This window comes from Pantoea sp. X-Soil-ISGK-421, from assembly GCF_059730785.1.
In genome coordinates, this window is the sequence record NZ_AP035979.1 from 3711016 (window position 1) to 3731839 (window position 20824).

Annotated in this window: 24 protein-coding genes; 4 read left to right on the plus strand and 20 right to left on the minus strand. The window is 53.7% G+C overall.

What is annotated here, in order from left to right:
- Nucleotides 1-271 precede the first annotated feature (271 nt).
- The 11 genes from bfr to fkpA form a co-directional block, all read right to left on the minus strand.
- Nucleotides 272-754: a bacterioferritin gene (gene bfr / locus AC6I8K_RS17185; protein WP_064741590.1), complete on the minus strand. Its 483-nt coding sequence runs from the start codon at nt 752-754 to the stop codon at nt 272-274.
- 103 nt (nt 755-857) lie between these two features.
- On the minus strand, nt 858-1052 hold the full coding sequence (gene bfd, locus AC6I8K_RS17190; protein WP_064741591.1) for a bacterioferritin-associated ferredoxin: 195 nt from the start codon (nt 1050-1052) through the stop codon (nt 858-860).
- Nucleotides 1053-1229: 177 nt separating this feature from the next.
- Nucleotides 1230-2414 carry an elongation factor Tu gene (gene tuf, locus AC6I8K_RS17195; RefSeq protein ID WP_180822597.1) on the minus strand — a complete coding sequence of 395 codons (1185 nt, stop codon included), beginning with the start codon at nt 2412-2414 and terminating at the stop codon, nt 1230-1232.
- Nucleotides 2415-2483: 69 nt separating this feature from the next.
- Nucleotides 2484-4598 carry an elongation factor G gene (gene fusA, locus AC6I8K_RS17200; protein ID WP_064739692.1) on the minus strand — a complete coding sequence of 705 codons (2115 nt, stop codon included), beginning with the start codon at nt 4596-4598 and terminating at the stop codon, nt 2484-2486.
- Nucleotides 4599-4691: 93 nt separating this feature from the next.
- Entirely contained in the window at nt 4692-5162 is a 471-nt protein-coding gene (gene rpsG, locus AC6I8K_RS17205) for a 30S ribosomal protein S7 (protein ID WP_007886246.1), read from the minus strand.
- Between the two features lie 96 nt (nt 5163-5258).
- The gene (rpsL, locus tag AC6I8K_RS17210; protein WP_006120575.1) at nt 5259-5633 is read right to left on the minus strand and encodes a 30S ribosomal protein S12; all 375 of its coding nucleotides are present in this window, start codon (nt 5631-5633) and stop codon (nt 5259-5261) included.
- 126 nt (nt 5634-5759) lie between these two features.
- Complete coding sequence (tusB, locus tag AC6I8K_RS17215) at nt 5760-6047, minus strand: sulfurtransferase complex subunit TusB (RefSeq protein ID WP_497827114.1); 288 nt, start codon at nt 6045-6047, stop codon at nt 5760-5762.
- A gap of 9 nt (nt 6048-6056) precedes the next feature.
- Nucleotides 6057-6416 (minus strand): sulfurtransferase complex subunit TusC, encoded by a 360-nt coding sequence (gene tusC / locus AC6I8K_RS17220; protein WP_064739694.1) that lies wholly within the window; start codon nt 6414-6416, stop codon nt 6057-6059.
- Nucleotides 6416-6802: a sulfurtransferase complex subunit TusD gene (gene tusD / locus AC6I8K_RS17225; protein ID WP_064739695.1), complete on the minus strand. Its 387-nt coding sequence runs from the start codon at nt 6800-6802 to the stop codon at nt 6416-6418. The genes tusC and tusD overlap by 1 nt, the downstream gene beginning before the upstream one ends.
- The gene (locus tag AC6I8K_RS17230; protein WP_007886240.1) at nt 6802-7524 is read right to left on the minus strand and encodes a helix-turn-helix transcriptional regulator; all 723 of its coding nucleotides are present in this window, start codon (nt 7522-7524) and stop codon (nt 6802-6804) included. The genes tusD and AC6I8K_RS17230 overlap by 1 nt, the downstream gene beginning before the upstream one ends.
- Before the next feature lie 173 nt (nt 7525-7697).
- Nucleotides 7698-8528, minus strand: coding sequence for an FKBP-type peptidyl-prolyl cis-trans isomerase (gene fkpA, locus AC6I8K_RS17235; protein WP_497827115.1), 831 nt, complete (start codon nt 8526-8528; stop codon nt 7698-7700).
- Nucleotides 8529-8808: 280 nt separating this feature from the next.
- On the opposite strand from fkpA, the gene AC6I8K_RS17240 reads away from it, so the two are divergent.
- Nucleotides 8809-9027, plus strand: coding sequence for a protein SlyX (locus AC6I8K_RS17240; protein WP_064739697.1), 219 nt, complete (start codon nt 8809-8811; stop codon nt 9025-9027).
- A 43-nt stretch (nt 9028-9070) separates the two neighbouring features.
- Here AC6I8K_RS17240 and slyD read toward each other — a convergent pair whose 3' ends face one another.
- The 4 genes from slyD to kefG form a co-directional block, all read right to left on the minus strand.
- Nucleotides 9071-9625, minus strand: a complete 555-nt coding sequence (slyD, locus tag AC6I8K_RS17245; protein WP_049851962.1) for a peptidylprolyl isomerase — start codon at nt 9623-9625, stop codon at nt 9071-9073.
- A 193-nt stretch (nt 9626-9818) separates the two neighbouring features.
- The gene (locus AC6I8K_RS17250) at nt 9819-10013 is read right to left on the minus strand and encodes a YheV family putative zinc ribbon protein (protein WP_007892203.1); all 195 of its coding nucleotides are present in this window, start codon (nt 10011-10013) and stop codon (nt 9819-9821) included.
- Between the two features lie 45 nt (nt 10014-10058).
- Nucleotides 10059-11861 (minus strand): glutathione-regulated potassium-efflux system protein KefB, encoded by a 1803-nt coding sequence (kefB, locus tag AC6I8K_RS17255; protein ID WP_483816334.1) that lies wholly within the window; start codon nt 11859-11861, stop codon nt 10059-10061.
- Nucleotides 11861-12412 carry a glutathione-regulated potassium-efflux system ancillary protein KefG gene (kefG, locus tag AC6I8K_RS17260; RefSeq protein ID WP_061719708.1) on the minus strand — a complete coding sequence of 184 codons (552 nt, stop codon included), beginning with the start codon at nt 12410-12412 and terminating at the stop codon, nt 11861-11863. The genes kefB and kefG overlap by 1 nt, the downstream gene beginning before the upstream one ends.
- A gap of 114 nt (nt 12413-12526) precedes the next feature.
- Here kefG and AC6I8K_RS17265 point away from each other — a divergent pair, with 114 nt between their 5' ends.
- Nucleotides 12527-14431: an ABC transporter ATP-binding protein gene (locus AC6I8K_RS17265; RefSeq protein ID WP_497827116.1), complete on the plus strand. Its 1905-nt coding sequence runs from the start codon at nt 12527-12529 to the stop codon at nt 14429-14431.
- 76 nt (nt 14432-14507) lie between these two features.
- Here AC6I8K_RS17265 and tauD read toward each other — a convergent pair whose 3' ends face one another.
- From tauD to tauA, 4 genes are read right to left on the minus strand one after another with little or no spacing between them, the layout of a single operon-like run.
- Complete coding sequence (gene tauD / locus AC6I8K_RS17270) at nt 14508-15347, minus strand: taurine dioxygenase (RefSeq protein ID WP_497827117.1); 840 nt, start codon at nt 15345-15347, stop codon at nt 14508-14510.
- Nucleotides 15344-16171: a taurine ABC transporter permease TauC gene (gene tauC, locus AC6I8K_RS17275; protein WP_483816337.1), complete on the minus strand. Its 828-nt coding sequence runs from the start codon at nt 16169-16171 to the stop codon at nt 15344-15346. The genes tauD and tauC overlap by 4 nt, the downstream gene beginning before the upstream one ends.
- Complete coding sequence (tauB, locus tag AC6I8K_RS17280) at nt 16168-16935, minus strand: taurine ABC transporter ATP-binding subunit (protein ID WP_497827118.1); 768 nt, start codon at nt 16933-16935, stop codon at nt 16168-16170. Before tauB ends, tauC begins: the two co-directional genes overlap by 4 nt.
- Before the next feature lie 11 nt (nt 16936-16946).
- Complete coding sequence (tauA, locus tag AC6I8K_RS17285) at nt 16947-17927, minus strand: taurine ABC transporter substrate-binding protein (protein ID WP_497827262.1); 981 nt, start codon at nt 17925-17927, stop codon at nt 16947-16949.
- Nucleotides 17928-18160: 233 nt separating this feature from the next.
- Here tauA and AC6I8K_RS17290 point away from each other — a divergent pair, with 233 nt between their 5' ends.
- Nucleotides 18161-19141 (plus strand): LacI family DNA-binding transcriptional regulator, encoded by a 981-nt coding sequence (locus AC6I8K_RS17290; protein WP_064739703.1) that lies wholly within the window; start codon nt 18161-18163, stop codon nt 19139-19141.
- Between the two features lies 1 nt (nt 19142).
- On the opposite strand, the gene AC6I8K_RS17295 is transcribed toward AC6I8K_RS17290, so the two are convergent.
- Entirely contained in the window at nt 19143-19745 is a 603-nt protein-coding gene (locus AC6I8K_RS17295) for a LysE family translocator (RefSeq protein ID WP_064739704.1), read from the minus strand.
- A 60-nt stretch (nt 19746-19805) separates the two neighbouring features.
- Between AC6I8K_RS17295 and AC6I8K_RS17300 the strand changes: the two genes are divergently transcribed.
- On the plus strand, nt 19806-20822 hold the full coding sequence (locus tag AC6I8K_RS17300) for a hydrolase (protein WP_064739705.1): 1017 nt from the start codon (nt 19806-19808) through the stop codon (nt 20820-20822).
- The last annotated feature ends 2 nt before the right edge of the window (nt 20823-20824 follow it).

A 20824-nucleotide genomic window follows, 5' to 3' on the forward strand; every position in this document is an offset into this window, starting at 1 on the left:
CCATTACGATTGATGGAGGAGTGTAATCGTTCAGCATATAACTCCCCAATTGGGAGTATTGTTAGGCGATACATGAACTGCTATCCCCTGCGATTCTGCTCGAATCGCGCCGCACCAATATCGGCAGGCCCGCGCATTATACTTAGATCTGTTTAGGAAGCAACCCGTGTTGTGTTTTTAACCACATCAATCTGGCTTCTGACCAAAAAAAAACCGCGACATTCGTTTTTGATTGTCGCGGGCTTGAGTGGAATTACTTATTGGCATCAGGCTAGTGTTCGTTTTGTTCTTTTAATTGAGACTGAAGATAATTTTGCAGGCCGAGCTTTCTTACCAGTTCGAGTTCGGTTTCCAACCAATCTATGTGACCCTCCTCTTCCGTAAGAATCTCAATCATCATGTCTCTGCTGACATAGTCATGAACCTTGTCAGCATAGGCTATCGCTTCCCGCAAATCCTTTGCGCCTTCCAGTTCTAATGACAGGTCAGACTGCAGCATTTCCGGCACGTCTTCGCCGATGCGCAGTCGGCCGAGATCTTGCAGATTTGGAATCCCTTCAAGAAAAAGAATCCGTTCAATGTACTTATCGGCATGCTTCATTTCATCGATTGACTCGTGATACTCAACATCGTTGAGTCGCATCAAGCCCCAATTTTTAAACATACGCGCATGAAGAAAGTACTGATTGATTGCAACCAGCTCATTTCCCAGCAATTTATTGAGATAACTTATGATTTTACCGTCGCCCTTCATTTTGTATCCTCCGCTTCCAACTACATAAATCGTAGATGCGGTTAGAAGGAAGTCAAAAAAACGCGACAGTTATTGTGGTTATTGCGGAAGTAAGATTACGCAGTCACGCTATCTCTTTATACAACGGAACATTTTGCAGTTCATCTTCCATGATCTCCCGGGCAAAGCGCACGCACTTGCCACACTGTTTGCCAATCGGAACCAACTGACGCAAGTGCTGCATGGATTTAGGTTGATAGCGGCGAATCACTTCGCGAAGAGTTTTATCACTCACGGCATTACACAAGCAGACGTACATTTACTGCGAACTCCCGTACAATTTATGATCAAATTGTAAATGAGAATGGTTTTTATTTCAAACGCAGCTTTTATGTGGGATTAATCGAAACGGCGGAATTCAGACATAAAAAAAGAGCACCGAAGTGCTCTTTTCCTGCTGCGGTGGCTACCTGAGCAGCCACCGACATTAACGCAATTAAGCGATAATTGTAGCAACAACACCCGCACCAACAGTACGGCCGCCTTCACGGATAGCGAAGCGCAAGCCTTCATCCATCGCGATTGGGTGGATCAGCTCAACGGTCATCTGAACGTTGTCGCCTGGCATTACCATCTCAACGCCTTCTGGCAGCTCAACGTTGCCGGTCACGTCAGTGGTACGGAAGTAGAACTGTGGACGATAGCCTTTGAAGAACGGAGTATGACGGCCGCCTTCATCTTTAGACAGAACGTACACTTCTGAAGTGAACTTGGTATGCGGCTTGATTGAAGCCGGCTTAGCCAGAACCTGGCCACGCTGGATATCTTCACGCTTAATACCACGCAGCAGAACGCCGCAGTTCTCGCCTGCCTGACCCTGGTCCAGCAGTTTGCGGAACATTTCAACGCCGGTACAGGTAGACTTAACAGTCGCCTTGATACCAACGATTTCAACTTCGTCGCCCACTTTAACGATACCGCGCTCAACACGACCGGTAACAACAGTACCACGGCCTGAGATTGAGAATACGTCTTCGATTGGCAGCAGGAACGGCAGGTCGATTGCACGTACTGGCTCTGGGATGTAGGTATCCAGATGCTCAGCCAGTTCAATGATCTTAGCTTCCCACTCTGCTTCGCCTTCCAGCGCTTTCAGAGCAGAACCACGAACGATTGGCGTGTCGTCGCCTGGGAAGTCATATGCTGACAGCAGGTCACGTACTTCCATCTCAACCAGTTCCAGCAGCTCTTCATCATCAACCATGTCGCACTTGTTCAGGAACACGATGATGTAAGGAACGCCAACCTGACGACCCAGCAGGATGTGCTCACGGGTCTGAGGCATAGGGCCATCAGTCGCAGCAACAACCAGGATCGCGCCGTCCATCTGCGCAGCACCGGTGATCATGTTTTTCACATAGTCGGCGTGGCCTGGGCAGTCAACGTGCGCATAGTGGCGAGTCGGGGTTTCATATTCAACGTGAGAAGTGTTGATGGTGATACCACGTGCTTTCTCTTCTGGCGCCTTATCGATCTCGTCGAATTTGCTTGCCTTACCGCCGTAGGTTTTAGCCAGAACGGTAGTGATTGCTGCAGTCAGGGTGGTTTTACCGTGGTCGACGTGACCGATGGTGCCCACGTTTACGTGCAGTTTGTTACGCTGAAATTGCTCTTTCGCCATGGCGATAATTCCTTACGTTGTGCCTTCATGAGTCATGAAGGCATCAGTTCACAATTTTTAAACCGTAGCTTATTTGCTACGAGCTTCAATAACGGCTTGAGCGACGTTGTTCGGCGCATCATCGTACTTCAGGAACTCCATGGAGTAAGAAGCACGGCCTTTGGTCAGAGAACGCAGCTGGGTTGCATATCCGAACATTTCAGACAGCGGAACTTCAGCATGGATCTGAACGCCAGTAGCGTTAGATTCCTGTCCTTTGAGCATACCACGACGACGGCTAAGGTCACCGATAACGTCACCGGTGTTCTCTTCCGGAGTCTCTACTTCAACCTTCATGATTGGCTCAAGCAGCACAGGTTGTGCTTTCTTAAAGCCATCTTTAAAGGCCAAAGAAGCAGCCAGTTTAAACGCTAGCTCTGAGGAGTCGACATCATGGTATGAACCGAAGTGCAGACGAACACCCAGATCGACTACCGGATAACCGGCCAGAGGACCTGACTTCAGCTGCTCCTGGAGACCTTTATCAACCGCAGGGATGTATTCAGTTGGAATCACACCGCCCTTGATATCGTTGACAAATTCGTAACCTTTCGGGTTAACGCCCGGCTCCAGTGGGTACATGTCGATAACAACATGACCATACTGACCACGACCACCAGACTGCTTGGCGTGTTTACCTTCGATGTCGGTAACTTTCGCGCGAATTGCTTCACGGTAAGCAACCTGAGGTTTACCGACGTTCGCTTCAACGTTGAATTCACGCTTCATACGGTCAACGATGATGTCGAGGTGCAGCTCACCCATACCAGCGATGATGGTCTGGTTGGTTTCTTCATCAGTCCATACGCGGAATGATGGATCTTCCTTCGCCAGACGACCCAGAGCCAGACCCATTTTTTCCTGGTCAGCTTTGGTTTTCGGCTCAACGGCGATAGAGATTACCGGCTCAGGGAATTCCATACGCTCAAGAATGATGACGTTATCTGGGTCACACAGGGTGTCACCAGTGGTCACGTCTTTCAGACCGATCGCCGCGGCGATATCGCCCGCGCGAACTTCCTTGATCTCTTCACGTTTGTTCGCGTGCATCTGAACAATACGGCCCAGACGCTCACGGTTTGACTTAACCGGGTTGAACACGGTGTCACCGGTGTTAACAACACCAGAGTAAACGCGGAAGAAGGTCAGGTTACCAACAAACGGGTCGGTAGCAATTTTGAACGCCAGTGCAGCAAACGGCTCTTTGTCATCAGAATGACGTTCAGCCGGCGTGTCTTTACCGTCGTCCAGCATACCGTTAATCGCGGTAACGTCAGTCGGTGCTGGCAGGTATTCAACAACCGCATCCAGCATCGCCTGAACACCTTTGTTCTTAAATGCAGAACCACAGGTCACCAGGATGATTTCGTTTTTCAGAACGCGCTTACGCAGAGAAGTTTTGATCTCTTCTTCAGTCAGTTCTTCACCGCCGAAGAATTTCTCCATCAGCTCATCAGAACCTTCAGCTGCGGCTTCAACCAGATTCGCACGCCATTCTTCAGCCAGTTCCTGCATATCAGCTGGGATGTCTTCGTAAACGAAGGTAACGCCCTGATCGGCATCGTTCCAGTTGATCGCTTTCATCTTCACCAGGTCAACAACGCCGGTGAAGCCTTCTTCTGCGCCGATAGCCAGCTGAAGTGGAACTGGGTTTGCACCCAAGCGCGCTTTCATCTGGTCAACAACTTTCAGGAAGTTAGCACCCATACGGTCCATTTTGTTAACGAACGCGATGCGTGGAACTTTATATTTGTTAGCCTGGCGCCATACGGTTTCAGACTGTGGCTGAACACCACCAACCGCACAGTAAACCATTACTGCGCCATCAAGCACACGCATAGAACGTTCAACTTCGATGGTGAAGTCAACGTGTCCCGGGGTGTCGATGATGTTTACGTGGTGTGGTTCAAACTGCTTAGCCATACCAGACCAGAAACAGGTAGTCGCAGCAGACGTGATGGTGATACCACGTTCCTGCTCCTGCTCCATCCAGTCCATGGTTGCTGCGCCGTCATGCACTTCACCGATTTTGTGGTTTACACCGGTGTAGAACAGAACACGTTCGGTAGTTGTAGTCTTACCGGCGTCGATGTGCGCACTGATACCAATGTTACGGTAGCGCTCAATGGGTGTTTTACGAGCCATTTGATTCCTCTGATTCTTAGACGTTCTAAGTTAAAAAAGCCCAGCAGGTGAGTCACTGGGACGCCCGCTGGGTTAATAACAACTACGTTGCTGTTACCAGCGGTAGTGTGCGAACGCCTTGTTGGCTTCAGCCATGCGGTGAACGTCTTCACGTTTCTTAACTGCAGTACCTTTGTTCTCTGCAGCATCAGAAAGTTCGTTCGCCAGGCGGAGAGCCATAGATTTATCACCGCGTTTACGAGCAGCTTCTACGATCCAACGCATTGCCAGGGCATTACGACGAACCGGACGGACTTCAACTGGAACCTGGTAGGTAGAACCACCAACGCGACGTGACTTAACTTCGACAGTCGGACGTACGTTTTCGAGAGCAACCTCGAACGCTTCCAGGCCATCTTTACCAGCGCGTTGAGCCAGGGTATCAAGCGCGGTATAGACGATAGATTCAGCAGTAGATTTTTTACCATCTACCATCAGGATATTTACAAATTTAGCCAGCAGCTCTGATCCGAACTTAGGATCCGGCAGAATTTTACGCTGACCAATGACGCGACGACGTGGCATGGAAATACTCCGTTGTTAATTCAGGATTGTCCAAAACTCTACGAGTTTAGTTTGACATTTAAGTTAAAACGTTTGGCCTTACTTAACGGAGAACCATTAAGCCTTTGGCTTCTTCACGCCGTACTTGGAGCGTGACTGCTTACGGTCTTTAACACCTGAGCAGTCCAGCGCGCCACGAACGGTGTGGTAACGCACACCTGGCAAGTCTTTAACACGACCGCCACGGATCAGGATCACGGAGTGCTCCTGCAGGTTATGACCTTCACCGCCGATGTAGGAGGTAACTTCAAAACCGTTAGTCAAACGCACACGGCAAACTTTACGCAGTGCTGAGTTTGGTTTTTTAGGGGTGGTGGTGTACACACGAGTACAAACACCACGTTTCTGCGGGCAAGCTTCCAGCGCAGGCACGTTGCTCTTTGCAACTTTGCGTACGCGTGGTTTGCGAACCAGCTGGTTAACTGTTGCCATTAAATAGCTCCTGGGATTTAGCTTTTTGCTTCGTAAACACGTAATAAATCGCCTCGTATTACTACGAGGAGGCAGAATTTTAGGGCTGTGTCAAAAGGGTGTCAAGAAATAACCAGGTTTTCGCTCTTACCAGGCCACTTGTTGTTGATGCTTCGCTGTCATAGCAACGAAACCAGTATAGTCCAAACGTGCTACTTTGGTCGAAATTTGCTCAGCCAGGCCGCGCGCCGCTACATCTTCTAGTAATACCCACAGCGTAGCCGGCGATGTGCTGAGCTTGGTTAACATCTGGCTGCCGGCCAAAGCGGCGGTCACGCCATCCTGCAACAAAAGCAGATCGTCGCCATCTTTCAATAGAAGCAGCAGGCTATCAAGATCGCATTGCCAGGGAGAGTGCAGCAGCGTGTAGAGCATAATCAGTTCTCAGAAACGAATAACACGATGATAGGTAGCCAGCTTCTCGCGCAGCGATGCAGCATCCAGCACCTCAGCAGCCAACACACGTTCAGCCGTCAAACTTTGGCCACGCGCCAGCAGCGAATCAGCGCAGATAAAACACTGGTCGATATCGTACAGCGCCAGTACGCCAAAGGTAGCGATATAGTTGCGCGCCAGAATCTGCTCGGGTTGTTGATCGCGTTGGAGCTGCAGCACGCCATCACCGATAAAGAACAGACCGATATCCTCGCTTAACGCGCCTGTCGCCAGCACAGCATCCAGCCCTTCCCTGCCGGCGCTGCTGCCGTGCGGTGCCTGAGTAAACAGGAAGGCCACGCGGTTCATCAGAATTGCACCAGACGATCGCAGCCGAGCGCGGCTTCTGCCAGTGCGCCCAAACCGCTCAGTTCAAAACCTGGCTGCAGATTACTGCCCGCCAGTTGCAAGCGCGCCGCTTCCTGCGCATCCGTTACGCCACGTCGTAATGCTGCGGCCACACAGATGTTCAGCGCGGTGCCACTTTCAGCACGCAACTGCTGCCATTCACGTACCATATCCACCTCATCGCTCGCCGGCGCGCTAAGTTGGTTAGCATTTAACACGCCTTCACGATAAAAGAACACGCTCTCTAGCTGATGTCCGGCCTTTACTAGCGCGCGCGCAAACAATAGCGCACTGCTGGCATGTTGCGTGCCGTATGCCGGTCCGGTGACTAGCAACGTGTAGCGCATTAGCGATCCTGCCCCTGGAAATCACCGCTTTTAAACTGGCGAATGTAGAGATAAACCGTGTGCTTAGAAATATTGAGGCGATCGGCCACTTGGTTAATCGCGTCTTTAATATCGAAGATGCCCTTCTCATACATATTCAGCACGATCTGGCGATTCTTGGCGTTGTTGGAGACGTTACGATCAGCGCTCACTTCTTCAATCGCGAACTCAAGCGTCTGCATCACCAGATCTTCCACCGAACTGGCAAAATTGACATTGGAATCCACCTGCTGCATTTCCGGTGGCATAAAGGTCGACATTATTTGCGAGAACGGGACGTCAAGGTTCATGTTGATGCACAGCAAGCCAATGACGCGCTGCTGGCGATTACGAATCGCAATAGTGACCGATTTCATCAGCACGCCGCTTTTCGCACGCGTGAAGTAGGCTCTGGACACATTGCTGTCTGCGCCATGCATATCGTGCAGCATACGCAGAGCCAAATCGGTAATAGGCGAACCCACTTTGCGCCCGGTGTGTTCACCGTTAGCGATACGCACCGCGGAACACTTCAAATCTTCCAGGGAATGCAGCACGATTTCGCAGTGCGAGCCAATCAGCATCGCCAGGCCATCGACAACGGCTTCGTATGATTTGAGGATATCGTAGTCTGCTTGCTCGAACGGACGTTGCTCCAGTAAATCGAAGTCAGTCAGTTCACCGGGATTGAATGGATTAGACATCGAAGACATTACCCTAAATGGCTGGAGCCTGTCTCGACAGCATTGGGGCAGACTCATATTGTGATAATTGTGCAGGCGCTAGTCTGGCAAATGTCATGGTCTTTAGCCAGACCTTTACTCTCTTCTCCGAAATAAAAACGCCGCCCGTAGGCGGCGTGAGTAGAAAGTTCAGATTACTGTGCTTTCTGATCGCCAGCGACCGGAGCCTGTGCTTTCTCATCGGCCTTTGGTGCCGGTTTGATATCGAGCAGTTCAACATCGAACACCAGCGTGGAGTTAGCCGGAATACCCGGAACGCCATTTTTGCCGTAAGCCAGGTTCGGTGGAATCACCAGCTTGATCTTTCCGCCTTTCTTCACGTGCTTCAGACCTTCGGTCCAGCCCGGAATTACACCGTCCAGACGGAACGACAGCGGCTCACCGCGAGTATAAGAGTTATCGAACTCAGTACCGTCGATCAGCGTACCTTTGTAATTGACAACTACAGTGTCGCTGTCTTTTGGCGCGCTACCGGTACCTTCTTTCTCTACCTGATACAGCAGGCCAGATTCGGTTTTCTTCACGCCTTTTTCTTTCGCGAATTTGTCGGCGTAAGCAGACCCCTTATCGGAGTTCTCTTTCGCGTCTTTTTCCATCTTAGCCTGAGCAGCGCCTTTCACGCGGCCTTCAAAGGACTGCAGGGTTTGCTCGATCTCTTGATCAGAGAGTTTGCTCTTGCCGCCAAATGCGTCCTGAACACCCGCGATCAACTGATCTTTATCCAGTTTGATGCCCAGCTTCTCTTGTTCCTTCAGAGAGTTGTCCATGTAGCGACCGAGGGAGGCACCAAGCGCATAAGCTGATTGCTGGTCTTCGTTTTTGAAAGCAGCATTTTTCGGTGCTTGCGGCGCTGCCTGCGCAGCGTCTGCTGGAGCAGCGGCGGTTTCTGTTGCCATTGCCAGCGGTGCATTCAGCGCGAAGGCCATGGTGGTAGCTAACAATGTGACTTTAAACAGTGAATTCATCCTTTCTCCAAAACCGAAGCCTCTAACCTCGGGAATCATTGCGGACTGAGGTCCACACTATAACTTTACGTGGCAGCGGCGAACACTCCCACAATGTAATTACCCGTTCAACCTCCGACCTTTTTTGCTTCAGGAAGTTTCATCAGAGATATAGGCGTTATGCGTCGTTTCAATGCAGCATGGCGCGTTAAGGTAAAATATCAGGTGATTCTGAAGCGAAAGGCCGTAGAATCACGCCCGAAACAGATTAATGCGCAACACCGGAAGATGAGGAAAGATCATGCCGCAAATAGAATGGGAACAACGCCTTGAGGCGCTGGAAAGCAAACTGGCTTTTCAGGAATACACCATCGATCAGCTCAATCAAACGGTAGTTCAGCACGAGCTGGAGATGATCAGACTGCGTGAGCAGGTCCGTCTGTTAGTGGACAAGGTGAAAGATAGCGCGCCGTCGATGATCGCCTCGCAGTCTGAAGAGACCCCACCACCCCATTACTAAAAAGAAAGGCCACCCGAAGGTGGCCTCGCCAGCGTAGTACTGATTAGTGGCTGCAGCCGCAACCGCCAGTGCCACATCCGCCCTGGCCGTGATCGTGACCATGGTCGTGGTCATGATCGTGATGATGACCATCCGCGCCATGCACGTGGCCGTGCGCCAGCTCTTCTTCAGTCGCTGCGCGAATCGCCACAACTTCCACGTTGAAGTTCAGGTTCTGACCCGCCAGCATGTGGTTACCATCAACCACGACGTGCTCGTCTTCAACTTCGGTGATTTCAACCGGAACTGGACCCTGATCGGTTTCTGCCAGGAAGCGCATGCCAACCTGCAGTTCGTCAACGCCCATAAACACGTCTTTTGGTACGCGCTGTACGAGGTTGTCATCGTACTGACCGTAAGCGTCGTTTGCCGGGATATGCACGTCAAACTTATCGCCTACATCATGATTTTCCAGCGCTTTTTCCAGACCAGAAATCAGGGAACCATGACCGTGCAGATAGTCCAACGGTGCACTCACCGGTGACTCGTCAACCAACACACCGTCTTCGGTACGAACCTGATACGCCAGGCTCACCACCAGGTCTTTTGCTACTTTCATGATATCTCCTAACCGTTGAGAACTAAGATCCCGTCCCATTGGTCAATTTTGCGTGCAATAACCAACCAGAAAGGTTCAAGACTGAGGATGCCAACAAATGTGTTGTTGCATACTGCTCAGCGTTAATGGCGCCGATTGTAACGGAATTCAATCCCGCTGTAAGTTCAAGCGTAAAAAAACCTGAGCCATTGCGCTACTCAGGATGAAAAATGCCGATCACTTGCTCATTGCTGCGAACCTGATCGCGCACTTGCTTATCCGCTTCACGCATTTGATGACCGCACTCTACGCATTCCACCACATCAACATTGTTTTCACGCCACAACGCTAATGTGTCTTTTTCCTGGCAGTGCGGACAAACCGCACCGGCAATAAACTGTTTACGCATACTCTTTCCTGCCGCTATTCATGAACGGATACGTTAAGTGTAGCCTCACTCATCATCCCAGCCGTCAAACTGGCGTTTTTCATGCTGCATTTCGCGCTGGAAGATGTCTTCCAATTCGCGCCGCGCCTCACGCACGCGTGAAACCTGCGCGCTATCATCGTGGCTCGGCACCAGTTCACGCAGCATTCGCATATCCAGGCGACGAAAATGTTGCTGCGCGCGCTGCGCCTGATGCGGATGCATGCCAAGCGTGATCAATGCTTTGCGCCCCAGCTCCAGCGCACTTGAGAAGGTCTCACGCGAGAAGAGCGTAACACCCGCTTGCAACAGTTCGTGTGCTTCAACACGACCGCGCGCGCGCGCCAGAATTTCCAGCTGTGGGAAATGCTGCTGACACAGCTGCACAATGGTCATCGAATCTTCCGGATCGTTACAGGTAATCACGATGGATTGCGCATTCTCGGCGCCCGCCGCACGCAGCAGCTCCAGTTCAGTGGCATCGCCATAGTAAACCTTATAGCCATATTTACGCATCAGGCTCACCGCAGAGATATCACGCTCCAGCACCGTGATACGTTTATTATTGGCCATCAGCAAACGGCCCACAACCTGACCAAAACGGCCAAAGCCAACCACAATTACCTGTGGCTGATCGTCTTCAACAAAGTGTTTTTCGGCATTTTCATCGGGTTCATTAAAGCGACGCGCCAGTAATCGGTCGATGCCGTTCATCAGCAGCGGCGTGGTCATCATCGATAGCGTAACCGTCACCAGCAGCAGTGGCATTTGGTCGCCGCTGAACATTTTGGCCGAAGACGCCGCCGAGAACAGCACAAAGGCAAATTCACCGCCCTGGCTTAACACGCCGGCAAATTGCTGACGCTCTGAGCTGCGCAGGCCATAAATGCGGCCCAGCACATACAGCACCAGCGTTTTCACCGTAACCAAAATTAACACGCCCAACAAAATTTCGGTGATGTGGGTATAAAGCACGCCGAGGTTCAGCGCCATGCCTACCGAGATAAAGAACAAGCCCAACAGCAAGCCTTTAAACGGTTCGATGGCCACTTCCAGCTCATGACGATATTCACTTTCTGCCAACAGAATACCGGCGATAAAAGTACCCAGCGCCATCGACAGGCCCAGCGCGTCCATAAACAACGCCGAACCGAGTACCAGCAGCAGCGACGCAGCAGTAAACACCTCGCGCACGCCGGATGCGGCAATAAAACGCAGGATCGGACGCAGCAGATAACGGCCACCAATCAGCATCCCACCGAATGCCAGCACTTTCATGCCGACTTTCAACCAATCAACGTGGCCGCTGTCGCCGCCCGCCAGCAGCGGCACCAGCGCCAACGCCGGAATCACCGCCAAATCCTGGAACAGCAGCACCGAGAAGCCGAGCTGGCCGGATTCACTGCGGTTCATGCCTTTATCGCGCATCAGCTGCAGCGCCATCGCCGTCGATGACATCGCCAGGCCAATACCGCCGATCACCGCCGCCTGCCAGCTAAAGTCCGTCAGCCACAGCAATCCACCCAGAATGGCCGCAGAGATCAGCACCTGAGCGGCGCCGACACCAAAGATAGAGCGGCGTAACGACCAGAGTTTCGAGGGGTTCAGTTCGAGACCGATGATAAACATCAGGAACACCACACCCAGTTCGGAGAAGTGCAGAATCTCCTCAACGTCGCTGATGAAACCCAAACCCCAGGGGCCAATTGCAATACCGGCCAGCAGATAACCCAGCACAGCGCCAATGCCGAGCCGCGCCGCAATCGGCACAATTAATACCGCCGCGACCAGATAAATGACGCCAGCCGTCAGTAACGTTTCACCTTCCATCACACACCTCCTTGCGGTAGCGGTGAGGCCAGCCAATCGCCGTACGCCCGCGCAAAATTACGCATCACTTCCGGCGTCTGCCGACGCGCCCAGTGAATGACCATCGGCGTCATCCAGTGCATGCGACACATCTGCGCCGTCAGTTCAAACGGACGCATGATGTCACTCATCGGATAGCGATTCAGGCCGCTATGGTGATACGCCGCCTCCGGTTCGCCGGTGGTCACCACGCTGCGCCAATATTTGCCTTCCAGCGCATTGCCATCCGGACCACTGGCAAAGCCGCGCGACAGCACGCGATCCAGCCACTCCTTTAGCAGCGCCGGGCAGCTGTAGGTATAAAGTGGGTGTTGGAATACAACGATTTGATGTTCGCGCAGCAGCTGTTGCTCATAGTGAATATCAATAAAGAAATCCGGATAGTGGGCGTATAAATCGTGCACCGTGACGTGGTCCAGTTCCATAGCCGACTGCAGCAAAACCCGATTAGCAATCGAATCCTGTGATTCCGGATGGGCGTAAAGCAGCAATATTTTGGGTGGCTGCGACATCGTTCCCCTCCAAAGCGTCGTCACGGCACAGGAATTCCGCTACCATGCTCGACGCAACAAATTTTCTCGAATTATGTTGCCGGTAAATTAACATATTCTGACGATACGGCGCTTATGATTGTCTTTTCAGCACTACAAATTCGCCGCGGCACCAATGTGCTGCTGGATAACGCAACAGCCACCATTAACCCAGGCCAGAAAGTGGGTTTAGTGGGCAAAAACGGCTGCGGCAAATCGACGCTGCTGTCACTGCTGAAAGGCGAAATCAGCAGTGATGCAGGTAATGCCACCTTCCCGAGCAACTGGGCGCTGGCGTGGGTTAACCAGGAAACCCCGGCGCTGAGCAAACCCGCGCTGGAGTATGTTATCGACGGCGATCGCGAATATCGTCAGCTTGAATCTGAATTAGCCGATGCCAATGCGCGCAACGATGGCAATGCCATCGCCCTGCTGCACGGCAAGCTGGATGCGATTCAGGCGTGGAGCATACCTGCTCGCGCCTCAAGTTTGTTGCACGGTTTGGGCTTTAGTCAGGAACAATTAATGCGGCCGGTGAGCGACTTCTCCGGCGGCTGGCGCATGCGCCTCAACCTCGCGCAGGCGCTGGTGTGCCGTTCCGATCTGCTATTGCTGGATGAACCCACTAACCACCTTGATCTTGATGCCGTCATCTGGCTTGAACGCTGGCTGAAAAGCTACGAAGGCACGCTGGTGCTGATTTCGCACGACCGCGACTTCCTCGATCCGGTGGTAGACAAGATCATCCACATCGAACAACAGACGATGTTCGAATACACCGGCAACTACAGCTCGTTCGAACGTCAGCGTGTCGCCAAGCTGGCGCAACAGCAGGCGCTGTTCCAGAGCCAGCAGGAAAAAGTGGCGCACCTGCAGAAGTATATCGATCGCTTCCGCGCGCAGGCGACCAAAGCCAAACAGGCGCAGAGCCGCATCAAAATGCTGGAGCGCATGGAGCTGATTGCGCCCGCACACGTCGATAATCCGTTCAGCTTCAGTTTCCGCGCGCCGGAAAGCTTGCCCAATCCGCTGTTGAAGATGGAGCGGGTTACCGCCGGTTACGGCGAGCGCATTATTCTCGACGCCATCAAACTCAACCTGGTGCCAGGTTCGCGTATTGGTCTGCTGGGCCGAAATGGTGCGGGTAAATCCACCCTGATCAAACTGTTAGCCGGTGAATTAGAGGCGCTGGACGGCAAAGTCGGCCTGGCGAAAGGCATCAAGCTCGGTTACTTCGCTCAGCATCAGCTGGAATATCTGCGCGCCGATGAATCGCCGTTGCAGCATCTTTCACGCATCGCGCCGAAAGTGCTCGAACAGCAGCTGCGCGATTACCTGGGTGGCTTTGGCTTCCAGGGCGATAAAGTCAGCGAAATCACCGAGCGTTTCTCCGGCGGCGAAAAAGCGCGCCTGGTATTGGCCTTAATTGTCTGGCAGCGGCCAAACCTGCTGCTGCTCGATGAACCGACCAACCACCTCGATCTGGACATGCGTCAGGCGTTGACCGAGGCGCTGATCGATTTCGAAGGCGCGCTGGTGGTGGTCTCGCACGATCGTCATTTACTGCGTGCCACCACCGACGATCTCTATCTGGTGCATGATGGCAAGGTCGATGTGTTTGAAGGCGATCTGGAAGATTATCAGCAGTGGCTGAGCGATCTGCAGAAGCAGCAAGCGCAACAGGATGCCGCGCCGAAGCAGGATAACGGCAACAGTGCGCAATCGCGCAAAGATCAAAAACGCCGTGACGCCGAACTGCGCGCACAAACCCAACCGCTGCGTAAAGAGATCGAGAAGCTTGAAAAGCAGATGGTGAAGTGGCAGACCCAGCTCAGCGAAGCCGAGGCGCAACTGGCCGACAGCGCGATCTACGATCAGAGCCGCAAAGCCGATTTGAATGTGGCATTGCAGCGTCAGGCCGAAAGCAAGGCTGCGCTGGAAGAGGTCGAAATGGCATGGCTGGATGCACAGGAACAGCTGGAGCAGATGCTAGCGCAGTGATGCACGTTAGCTGGTCAGCATAAATGCTGACCCTACGTTAATTTGTAGGGTCGGCATTCATGCCGACCACGCTAAATCAAACCGGCTTATCACCAAGAACAGTCGCACGATGCATCACCCGCCGCGCTGGATAATAATCCGCATTCGCATAGTGTTGCGTCACGCGATTATCCCAGATCGCCACATCATTCTCCTGCCAGCGCCAGCGCACCTGGAACTCCGGTTTAGCACTATGCCAAAACAGGAAGTTTAGAATCGCATCGCTCTCTTTTTCGCTCAGGCCCAGCAAACGCGTGGTGAAACCCTCATTCACAAACAAGGCTTTACGTCCGCTGACGGGATGGGTGCGAATCACCGGATGCTGCACCGGCGGATTTTTTGCCACCGCCTGCTGCCAGCGCTGATGCTCTTCCTCGGTTTTACGGTATTTGTACTCCTGGAACGACTTCTTGAAGTCATGCTCCGCCTGCAATCCACTTAGCAGCTGCTTGAACGGCTCAGATAGCGCTTCGTATGCCGCAATGCCGGTTGACCATAAGGTGTCGCCGCCGCTCGCCGGCAGCAGCTTCGACGCCAAAATAGCTATCGCTGGCGGCGTTTCTATAAAGGTAACGTCGGTGTGCCAGTTATCGTTGTCCGGCGGATTGTCCTGATGGGTATCCAGCACAATGATCTCGTCCACACCTGCCGCATGCGGATAGACCGGATGGATGTGCAGATCGCCAAAGCGAATCGCCAGCGCGCGCTGCTGTTCCGGGGTAATCACCTGATTGCGCAAAAAAAGCACCTGATGACGCAGCAGGCCATGATAAAGCTGTTCAAACTGTGCATCGCTCAACGGGCGGCTGAGATCCACATCGCTGACCTGCGCCCCGATATTCGGGCCCAGAGCGGTAAAAGAAAGTCGTTCGTTCATTGCTGTTCTCCATTCCAGGGCGTCAGTCGGCGCTGCAAGGCGCGCAGACTCAGTTCTAAGCCAAAGGCAATCAGGGCAATCACGGCGATCCCGGCCAGCACCACGTCGGTGGCGAGAAACTCACCGGCCGACTGCACCATAAAGCCCAGTCCACGCGTGGCGGCAATCAGCTCGGCTGCCACCAGCGTTGACCAACCTACGCCGAGACCGATGCGCAAACCGGTGAGGATTTCAGGCAGCGCGCCAGGCAAAATGACAAAGCGCAGCAACTGCCAGCGCGATGCGCCAAGAGCCTGCGCGGCACGAATCCGCACCTGCTGCGCATTCTTCACGCCGGCCAGCGTCGATAAGGTCACCGGGGCGAAAATCGCCAGATAAATCAGTAAAATTTTCGAGGTTTCGCCGATGCCGAACCAAATCACCATTAGCGGCAAATAGGCCAGCGGCGGCACTGGGCGATAAAGTTCGATCAGCGGATCAAGCAAGCCGCGAATCGCCGGGCTCAGGCCCATGGCGATGCCCACCGGAATGCCAATCAGCGCGGCAAAGAACAGCGCCACCAGCATGCGCGCCAGGCTGGCACCTAAATGCTGCCAAAGCGTAGCGTCCATAAAGCCTTGCGGGCTGGCGATCAATATCAGCTTCTGCAGCACCACTTGCGGCGGCGGTAAAAACAGTGGGGCAACTAAGCCCAGCGCCGTTATGCCCCACCACAGCAGCAGCAACAGGCCTACGCTCAGCAAGCTGAGTGAGAACTGGCGGGAGAACGGCCAGCGCAGTCCACCACGACGCGGCTGGGTTTTCTCATCAAGCAACGCACTCATATAAATGCCTCACGCTGGGAAAACACTTGATTCAGTACATATTCACGACGCTCGATAAACGCCGGATCGGATTTGATGCTGCGGCATGGTTCCCCGGCCGCAAAGCGCTGACCAAAATCAAGTTTCAGACGCTCCACGACGCGGCCCGGTCCCGGTGACAGCAGCACCAGTTCGCTGGCGAGGAACACCGCTTCTTCGATGTCATGGGTGATCAGCAGAATCTGTTTGCCAGTCTCTCGCCACAGCGTCAGCAGTAAGGTTTGCATCTGTTCACGGGTAAAGGCGTCCAGCGCACCAAACGGCTCATCTAACAGCAGCAACTGCGGATCAGCCGCCAGCGCACGCGCAATCCCCACGCGCTGACGTTGACCCCCAGAGAGCTGCCAGATAAAACGCTGCTCTGCACCTTCAAGTCCCACTTTGCGGATTAAACGGCGCGCAATGGTATGACGCTCCACCTTCGCCATCCCCGCCAGTTGCAAACCGAACGACACGTTATCAATCACGTTGCGCCATGGCAGCAATCCTTCATTTTGAAACACCACGCCGCGCTCGGCGCCTGGCCCTTTCACCACTTTGCCATCCAGCGTAATGCTGCCAGATTCCAGCGGCAGAAAGCCGGCGATCAGGTTGAGCAGCGTGGTTTTTCCGCAGCCGGAGGGGCCTAACACCACCAGCAGGTCTCGGCTGCCCAACTGCAGGTTGATGTCCTGCAGCGCGGGTTGTCCGGCATAACGCGCATTGAGATGGGTGATGTTGAGCATAGGGCCTCCGGTTATTTTGCTAAGGGCGCAACGAATCGCGTCGTGACGAAGCTGCTGTAATCGTTGTCCGCCGCAGGCACTTTGCCCTGCTCTTTCAGGAAGTTGGCGGTATCCACAATGGCCTTGTTTACCGGCTTGCCGAGCTGCTCAACCTGCTGTTGCGCGGTCAGATACGTGTTGCCTTTCACCAGCACCGGTACATCCGCTTCCGGTACACCGCTCAGACGCGCCAGCTTGCTCAGGTTGTCTGACTGCTTCAGCCATTGTTCCGGATTGGCAATATAAGCTTGCTGCGCTTCAACGGCGCTTCGGGCAAAGGCGGTGACGATGTCTGGATGCTGCTGCGCGAAGTCCTTACGCACCACCCACACATCCAGCGTTGGCGCGCCCCACTTGCCGACCTGCGAAGAATCCGTCAGCACGTTGCCATCTTTCTCCAGCTCATTCACTGCCGGAGACCAGACGTAAGCACCGTCAATGTCACCGCGTTTCCAGGCGGCAATAATCGCTGGCGGCTGCAGGTTGACTAACGTGACTTGTGAAGGCTTGATGCCCCAATGCTTGAGCGCGGCGAGGAAGCTGTAATGCGTCGTCGAGATGAACGGTACGGCGATGCGCTTACCAATCAGGTCTTTAGGATCTTTGATGGTTTTCTTCACCACCAGCGCTTCGGAGTTACCGAGCTGTGAGGCCAGCAGGAAAGCTTCAATTGGCAGCTTTTGCGTGGCGGCGACCGCCAGCGGGCTTGAACCGATATTGCCAATCTGTACGTCGCCCGATGCCAGTGCGCGCAACACGCTGGCACCGCTATCAAATTTGCGCCAGTCGACGGTGGCACCGCTCTCTTTGGCGAAAGTATTATCCGCCTGCGCCACTTTGGCCGGTTCAGCCGACGTCTGGTATGCCACGGTAACGTTGACCGCTTGCGCCTGGAACGCCATCAGGGCCAGAGCCGCCGCGACCGCCGTTATTGTTTTTTTCATCGCCATCATCATTCACCCCAATGTGTTTTTGTCTGGGCAGTTTCTCCAGCGACAGTAATTTCATAAAGGAATTAAAAATTATCCCTAATGCCGATCTGTTCTTAGATCAACATCGGGCAAGGCTATGCAAAAAACACAAATGGAAAGAAGGTAGAAATCGATAAATATGTCACGCGCTCACATTACGTCTGTGATATTGATAGACTTCTCATTTTTCACCTTTCACTTGCGGTCCTAAATACATGTCGATTGAAAAAGTCGCGCACCTGGCTGGCGTGTCAAAAGCCACTGTTTCACGGGTTTTGAACCAAAATCCCGGCGTGCGCCCGGATACGCGTGCCAAAGTGCTGGCAGCCATCGACATCTGCGACTATCAGCCCAATTTGCTGGCGCGCCAGTTGCGCACCGCGCAAAGCCATATGTTGTTAGTGTTGATCCCCGACATTACCAATCCCTTCTGCTCGCGTGTGGTTCAAGGCATTGAGGCGGAAGCGGAAGCGCAGGGTTACCACATTCTGTTGTGCAACTCAGGATCACAGCTGCGACGCGAAGCGGCCTATATTGCGCTGCTCACCGGCAAGGTGGTGGATGGCGTGATCACCATGGACGCGGCCGGCTGTTTGCAGGAGCTGAAAGCGCTGATTGGCGATGCGCCTTGGGTGCAGTGCGCGGAATACGATCCATCGATCGAAGCGTCCAGCGTGACGATTGATAATAAAGAAGCGGCTTTCGAAACCGTGCGTTATCTGGCGGGGAAAGGCCGCCGCCGTATTGCACTCGTGAACTGCGATATGCGCTACCTCTACTCTCATCAGCGTGAAGAAGGTTATCGCGCGGCGTTGGAGCAGTTGGATCTTACGTGGGGAGGCGTGGCCTACGCCGAGAATATCACCTGCGAAGCGGGCAGCGCGGCATTACGTGAACTGCTGTCGCAGCCGGAACGTCCTGATGCCGTGTTTGCGGTCTCTGATGTATTGGCTGTCGGCGTCATCCACGCAGCGTTGGAAGCGGGGTTACGCGTACCAGAGGATTTAGCGGTGGTGGGATTTGATGGTATCAACTTTACCAGCAGCCTGAATCCGCCGCTGACGACCATTGAGCAGCCAATGAATCACATGGGGGCACGCAGCGTGCAATTGCTGCTGCAGCGCATCCGGCAGCCGAACTCACCGGTGGTGCAGGAAGTGTTGCCGTGGAAGCGCGTAGAACGCGCTTCCAGTTAACTCAGCGCCAAATCAGCAACACGCACGCGGCAGTGAGTAAACCCATCGCCAGATTGAAGATTTTCCACGCGCGTGGGCTGCGCAGCAGACGTCCAATCAGCGAGCCAAAGCCCATCCAAATCACGCCAGAGACCACGTTCACCAGCGCCATGCCGATGCTGATCGCCACCACCGAATGCAGATATTCGCTGCCTGCCAGGCTAAAGCTCGCCACCGCACCCAGCGCCATCAGCCAGGCTTTCGGGTTGATCAGCTGCAGCAAACCGCCTTGCCAGAACGGCATTTGCTTCACCGTAACCTCATCGGTTTCCAGCTTTTCATACTCGGCGGTGGCGATTTTCCACGCCAGCCACAGGAGATAAAGGCTACCGGCAATTTTCAGGATCAGATGCAGTGAAGGATAAAGCAGGATAAGACCGCCAATGCCAAATGCCACCATCAGCAACATGACTTGCATGCCGATCATGATACCAATGAGCAGCGGAAGGGTGCGCAGGAAGCCAAAATTAGCACCCGAGGCCGTAAGTAACATATTATTGGGCCCGGGCGTGATGGCCGCGACCCAGAGAAAACCTAACATTGATAAAAAAAGACTCAGTTCCATGTATATTCGGGTGCTCCTCACCCAGTAAAGCGAACAACCCATCGAAGCTATCAGCGACTTATGCATCAGACAAGCCTTTACCCAAGCTATTTTGATCGCCCCAGCGGCGAGCGCTTTAAACCACTGCGCGGATTCACTAACGCGCATCTGCAAACGCTGCTGCCGCGCATTCTACGTCGCCGCGTTACCTTACGTCCGCACTGGCAGCGTCTTGACCTGCCGGACGGCGATTTTGTTGATTTAGCGTGGAGTGAAGACCCGGCGCAGGCGCGTCATAAGCCGCGCATGGTGATGTTTCACGGTCTGGAAGGCAGCTTTCGCAGTCCCTACGCGCACGGCCTGATGCAGGCGTGTCAAGCGCGTGGCTGGCTGGCGGTGGTAATGCACTTCCGCGGCTGCAGCGGCGAACCGAACCGCTTAAAGCGCATCTATCACTCCGGTGAAACCGAAGACGCAACCTACTTTCTTAACTGGCTGCAGCGCGAATGGGGCACCGTGCCAACCGCCGCCGTCGGCGTATCCCTGGGCGGCAACATGCTCGCTTGCCTGCTGGGTCAGCAAGGTCACGATGTACCGATTGATGCGGCCATTGCCATCTCGGCGCCGCTGGCGCTCGAGCCATGCAGCACCAAACTGGATGTCGGCTTCTCGCGTTTCTATCAGCACTATTTGCTGACGCGGCTGAAGAAAAACGCCACGCGTAAATTACACGCCTGGCCCGGCACGTTGCCGGTCGATCTCGCCCAACTGCGCGCTTTTCGCCGCTTACGCGAATTTGATGATGCGATAACCGCACGTGCGCACGGTTTTATTGACGCGAACGACTATTATCAACGTGCCAGCGCGATGCCGCTGCTGACCGGCGTGCGTAAACCGCTGCTGATTATTCATGCGCAAGACGATCCCTTTATGACCGATGCGGTTATTCCGCAACCTGACCAGCTTTCAGCATCGATTCAGTATCAACTGACGCAGCAAGGCGGCCACGTTGGCTTTGTCGGCGGCACCTTGCTTAAACCGAAAATGTGGCTGGAACAGCGCGTACCCGATTGGCTCTCAACGTATCTGGATGTGTAATT

Coding starts and splice junctions, on each gene's coding strand:
- bfr (WP_064741590.1), bottom strand. CDS start 754: ATGAAGGGCGACGGTAAAATCATAAGTTATCTCAATAAATTGCTGGGA.
- bfd (WP_064741591.1), bottom strand. CDS start 1,052: ATGTACGTCTGCTTGTGTAATGCCGTGAGTGATAAAACTCTTCGCGAA.
- tuf (WP_180822597.1), bottom strand. CDS start 2,414: ATGGCGAAAGAGCAATTTCAGCGTAACAAACTGCACGTAAACGTGGGC.
- fusA (WP_064739692.1), bottom strand. CDS start 4,598: ATGGCTCGTAAAACACCCATTGAGCGCTACCGTAACATTGGTATCAGT.
- rpsG (WP_007886246.1), bottom strand. CDS start 5,162: ATGCCACGTCGTCGCGTCATTGGTCAGCGTAAAATTCTGCCGGATCCT.
- rpsL (WP_006120575.1), bottom strand. CDS start 5,633: ATGGCAACAGTTAACCAGCTGGTTCGCAAACCACGCGTACGCAAAGTT.
- tusB (WP_497827114.1), bottom strand. CDS start 6,047: ATGCTCTACACGCTGCTGCACTCTCCCTGGCAATGCGATCTTGATAGC.
- tusC (WP_064739694.1), bottom strand. CDS start 6,416: ATGAACCGCGTGGCCTTCCTGTTTACTCAGGCACCGCACGGCAGCAGC.
- tusD (WP_064739695.1), bottom strand. CDS start 6,802: ATGCGCTACACGTTGCTAGTCACCGGACCGGCATACGGCACGCAACAT.
- AC6I8K_RS17230 (WP_007886240.1), bottom strand. CDS start 7,524: ATGTCTAATCCATTCAATCCCGGTGAACTGACTGACTTCGATTTACTG.
- fkpA (WP_497827115.1), bottom strand. CDS start 8,528: ATGAATTCACTGTTTAAAGTCACATTGTTAGCTACCACCATGGCCTTC.
- AC6I8K_RS17240 (WP_064739697.1), top strand. CDS start 8,809: ATGCCGCAAATAGAATGGGAACAACGCCTTGAGGCGCTGGAAAGCAAA.
- slyD (WP_049851962.1), bottom strand. CDS start 9,625: ATGAAAGTAGCAAAAGACCTGGTGGTGAGCCTGGCGTATCAGGTTCGT.
- AC6I8K_RS17250 (WP_007892203.1), bottom strand. CDS start 10,013: ATGCGTAAACAGTTTATTGCCGGTGCGGTTTGTCCGCACTGCCAGGAA.
- kefB (WP_483816334.1), bottom strand. CDS start 11,861: ATGGAAGGTGAAACGTTACTGACGGCTGGCGTCATTTATCTGGTCGCG.
- kefG (WP_061719708.1), bottom strand. CDS start 12,412: ATGTCGCAGCCACCCAAAATATTGCTGCTTTACGCCCATCCGGAATCA.
- AC6I8K_RS17265 (WP_497827116.1), top strand. CDS start 12,527: ATGATTGTCTTTTCAGCACTACAAATTCGCCGCGGCACCAATGTGCTG.
- tauD (WP_497827117.1), bottom strand. CDS start 15,347: ATGAACGAACGACTTTCTTTTACCGCTCTGGGCCCGAATATCGGGGCG.
- tauC (WP_483816337.1), bottom strand. CDS start 16,171: ATGAGTGCGTTGCTTGATGAGAAAACCCAGCCGCGTCGTGGTGGACTG.
- tauB (WP_497827118.1), bottom strand. CDS start 16,935: ATGCTCAACATCACCCATCTCAATGCGCGTTATGCCGGACAACCCGCG.
- tauA (WP_497827262.1), bottom strand. CDS start 17,927: ATGATGGCGATGAAAAAAACAATAACGGCGGTCGCGGCGGCTCTGGCC.
- AC6I8K_RS17290 (WP_064739703.1), top strand. CDS start 18,161: ATGTCGATTGAAAAAGTCGCGCACCTGGCTGGCGTGTCAAAAGCCACT.
- AC6I8K_RS17295 (WP_064739704.1), bottom strand. CDS start 19,745: ATGGAACTGAGTCTTTTTTTATCAATGTTAGGTTTTCTCTGGGTCGCG.
- AC6I8K_RS17300 (WP_064739705.1), top strand. CDS start 19,806: ATGCATCAGACAAGCCTTTACCCAAGCTATTTTGATCGCCCCAGCGGC.